Raw genomic sequence first — 2,981 nt, 5'->3', positions numbered from 1 at the left:
GACGAACCGTTCGGCGCCCTCGACGACATGACCCGACAGAAGCTCAATATCGAGCTTCTCCGGATTTGGACCGAGCGGCCTGCCACCACCCTCATGGTCACGCACGGTATCGCTGAGGCCGTGTTTCTCTCGGACACCGTGGTGGTTATGAGCGCCCGGCCCGGGCGCGTCGAGAAGGTGGTCAAGATCGATCTGCCGCGGCCCCGGACACCGGAGATGATGCGCACCCGCGAATTCCACGAATACGTCGATCTCCTGTCCTCCATTCTCTTCAGCGCTCGCACCCGCGACGAGGACGCACTGGCCACCGTGGGTGGTGACCGCCGATGAAGAACAGTCGATTCCTCGGAGTGCTCGGCACCGGGGTCGTGCTCATCGTGTGGCAGATCGTCGGTATGACAGGCATTCTCGGCCCGGGCATAGCGCCACCCACCGCCATTGTCGGCGGCGTGATGCACGACGGTCTCGCCTTCTACGGAGTCCACATTCCCGTCACGTTGGCATCGGCTTCGGTGGGCTACCTGTGGGGAAATCTTGCCGCGATCGCGTGCGCAGCGCTGGTGACGACGGTTCCGGCCCTCGAGAAGTTGGTGTTGCAGGTGGGTATCGCGTCGGCGTGCATCCCGTTGATCGCAATCGCACCCATCCTCGCGGCGTGCTTCGACGGTGTTGTCACGTCCGCGATCATGGCCGCAGTCTCGGTCTTCTTCACCACCCTCGTCGGCACCATCAACGGGCTCTCACATGCTGATTCGTCGAGCGAAGATCTGGTCCGTGCGTACGGCGGCGGTGAGTACCTCGTTCTGCGTAAGGTGCAGCTCATGTCGGCGTTGCCGAGTATTTTGACTGCACTGAAAGTCGCTGTGCCCGCGGCAATTCTGGGAACGATCATCGGTGAGTTCATGGGGCAGGAGCGAGGTTTAGGGGCTGCGCTCGTTGTCGCTCAGTCCTCGAGTGACGTGGTGCGCACCTGGGGAATCACGCTGGTATCGAGCCTCATCGCCGGTCTTGCATTCCTGCTGGTCAACACTGTCGAGAAGATAGCCACCCCCTGGGCTGCAAGTACGTCGGGAGTCAACGCATGACAATCACACAGGACTCGCCCTCGGAGGTCGCCGGCCCGCGCGCCGCACAGCGAAACCAGGCCCTCACGATTGTGCACAGCCTGGCGCGTACTCTCGCGACGCTCGTCGGGGCAGTGATCGCCATCCTTACCGCCTGGACCCTCTTCATTCGACTGGTCGATGTGAGCCCGTTCGTCGCCAAGTCGCCGACGGATGTCTGGAATTACTTGATCACCGACACCGATGCTGCGGAGCACCGCGCAGTGATCACCTCCAATCTGGCCCGCACGCTCACCGATGCGTCGTATGGATTTGTCCTCGGGCTGTTTCTTGCGGCCGGTGTTTCACTGCTCTTCTACTTTTCGGCCACAGCCGAGGCCATGTTCATTCCGTCTGTCACGGCGTTGCATGCGATCCCGATGGTCACTATCGCGCCGATTCTCGTGTTGATCTTCGGACGCGGACTGGTCGGCACTGCCGTCATCGGTGCTGCGATCGTCGTTGTGCCCGCGTTGCTCACCATGCTGCAGGGGATCCGCAGTACTCCGCGGACCGATGTCGATATGGTGGTCGCGTATGGCGGATCCACTCTGTCCGCATTCTGGAAAGTTGCTCTGCCCCATGCCATTCCCACCTGGTTCGCCGCAGCGCGTCTAGCCGTCACCACCTCGATCGTCGGCGCATTACTGGCCGAATGGCTAGCCACCGGGCAGGGACTGGGAGGCCAGATGCTCAGGGATGCCAACGAATTCGAATTCGCACGATTGTGGTCTTCGGTCGTCGTACTCACCGTCACCTGCATTGTCATCTACCAGATCGTCAGCGTCATCGAAGCCGCTGTCACATCACGCATGAGCGCTCCCCGCTGAGAGCGGCGCCAGCCGAACCCCACCTTTCCTCGTTACCGAAACGGATACCCGATGACCACACAGTTTGATCGCAGGAAATTTCTCACCCGCGGACTCACCTTGGGCGGCCTCGCTCTGGCCGGGCCCGCCGTTCTGTCGGCCTGCATGTCCGGCGACTCGGGCAGCGCCTCCGCAGACGGTTTCGGAGTTGCATCCCAGCGGCTGGCCTGGATCAAGAACACCCAGTTCGCCGGAAGCTACGTCGCCGACAAGAACGGTTACTACACCGACGCAGGATTCAGTGGCTCCGATCTGGTCTCCGGTGGACCCACCGCTCCACCGATCGAATCCGATGTCCTCTCACGCACCTTCGTAGGAGTCTCGCAGGTGCCCATCGCCGGATCTGCCGTCGCGAAGGGCGCGCCGCTGAAGATCGTCGGCGCCGTCTACAGTCGCTACGCCGGATGCGTCATGACGATGGGAAACAATCCCGTCAATACACCGGAAGAGTTGTACGGCAAAACCATTGGATGCGCCTCGTCCAGTGAACCGGTCTGGCGCAACTTCTTGCAGCACTCAGTGTGCTCGCTGCGGCATGTCGTGACCACGAGCACGTTCGTTTCGACTACCGGCGAGGTGATGGCGAGAGCAGCAGACGGCTCGTCGAGCCGCACCGCCTTGTCACGGCGGGACGTCGTTGGTATCTCGTAGCATGGGACCACCATCGTGCGGATTGGCGAACATTTCGACTGGACCGGCTCTCGGAGCCTTGGCTGGCAGGCAGTCATTTCACGCCACGCGAGATCCCGGGCGGTGACGCGGCAGGCTTCGTCGCAAGATCAGTCGGCTCGCCGCCCCGTCGCCACGATGCAAAACTCGCCATCGAAGCCACGTTCGCCGACCTCGAAGGCGTACTCAGATGGATTGACCACACACCGATCGAGGTGGCAGCGGACCGCTGCCTTGTCGAGATCCGCAGCGAAGATCTCGGCAGGCTCGCCATGACGGTTGCGCGCATTGCGCTCACCGCCCCAGTGGTCGTCATCGAACCAACCGAGCTCGCCGACAC

The 2,981-nt window shown here is 62.3% G+C and carries 3 protein-coding genes and 3 pseudogenes; 5 read left to right on the top strand and 1 reads right to left on the bottom strand.

Features of this window, described 5'->3' with window-relative positions; genetic code table 11:
- From ABT116_RS41535 to ABT116_RS51100, 5 genes and pseudogenes are all read left to right on the top strand, one after another.
- Nucleotides 1-330 (top strand): annotated as a pseudogene (locus ABT116_RS41535) (hypothetical protein); the annotation flags it as partial.
- Complete coding sequence (locus ABT116_RS41530; RefSeq protein WP_298783291.1) at nucleotides 327-1,085, top strand: ABC transporter permease; 759 nt, start codon at nucleotides 327-329, stop codon at nucleotides 1,083-1,085. The pseudogene ABT116_RS41535 and the gene ABT116_RS41530, both read left to right, overlap by 4 nt.
- Complete coding sequence (locus ABT116_RS41525; protein ID WP_298783299.1) at nucleotides 1,082-1,933, top strand: ABC transporter permease; 852 nt, start codon at nucleotides 1,082-1,084, stop codon at nucleotides 1,931-1,933. The genes ABT116_RS41530 and ABT116_RS41525 overlap by 4 nt, the downstream gene beginning before the upstream one ends.
- A 51-nt stretch (nucleotides 1,934-1,984) precedes the next feature.
- Nucleotides 1,985-2,509, top strand: a pseudogene (locus ABT116_RS41520) (ABC transporter substrate-binding protein); the annotation flags it as partial.
- Nucleotides 2,494-2,619: pseudogene (locus tag ABT116_RS51100) on the top strand (WYL domain-containing protein); the annotation flags it as partial. The pseudogenes ABT116_RS41520 and ABT116_RS51100, both read left to right, overlap by 16 nt.
- Before the next feature lie 132 nt (nucleotides 2,620-2,751).
- Here the strand turns inward: ABT116_RS51100 and ABT116_RS51095 are convergent.
- Nucleotides 2,752-2,981: hypothetical protein (locus ABT116_RS51095; RefSeq protein WP_502984031.1), on the bottom strand; the 230-nt coding region annotated here is incomplete at its 5' end.

The sequence above is a fragment of the Streptomyces sp. NPDC002130 genome (assembly GCF_040296465.1).
Lineage (GTDB): Bacteria > Actinomycetota > Actinomycetes > Streptomycetales > Streptomycetaceae > Streptomyces.
Note: the sequence above shows the minus strand (reverse complement) of the source record. Positions and strands in the feature narration are given on the sequence as shown.

Excerpts from the sequence above, each read along its gene's own strand:
- ABT116_RS41530 (WP_298783291.1), top strand. The coding sequence starts at position 327 with ATGAAGAACAGTCGATTCCTCGGAGTGCTCGGCACCGGGGTCGTGCTC.
- ABT116_RS41525 (WP_298783299.1), top strand. The coding sequence starts at position 1,082 with ATGACAATCACACAGGACTCGCCCTCGGAGGTCGCCGGCCCGCGCGCC.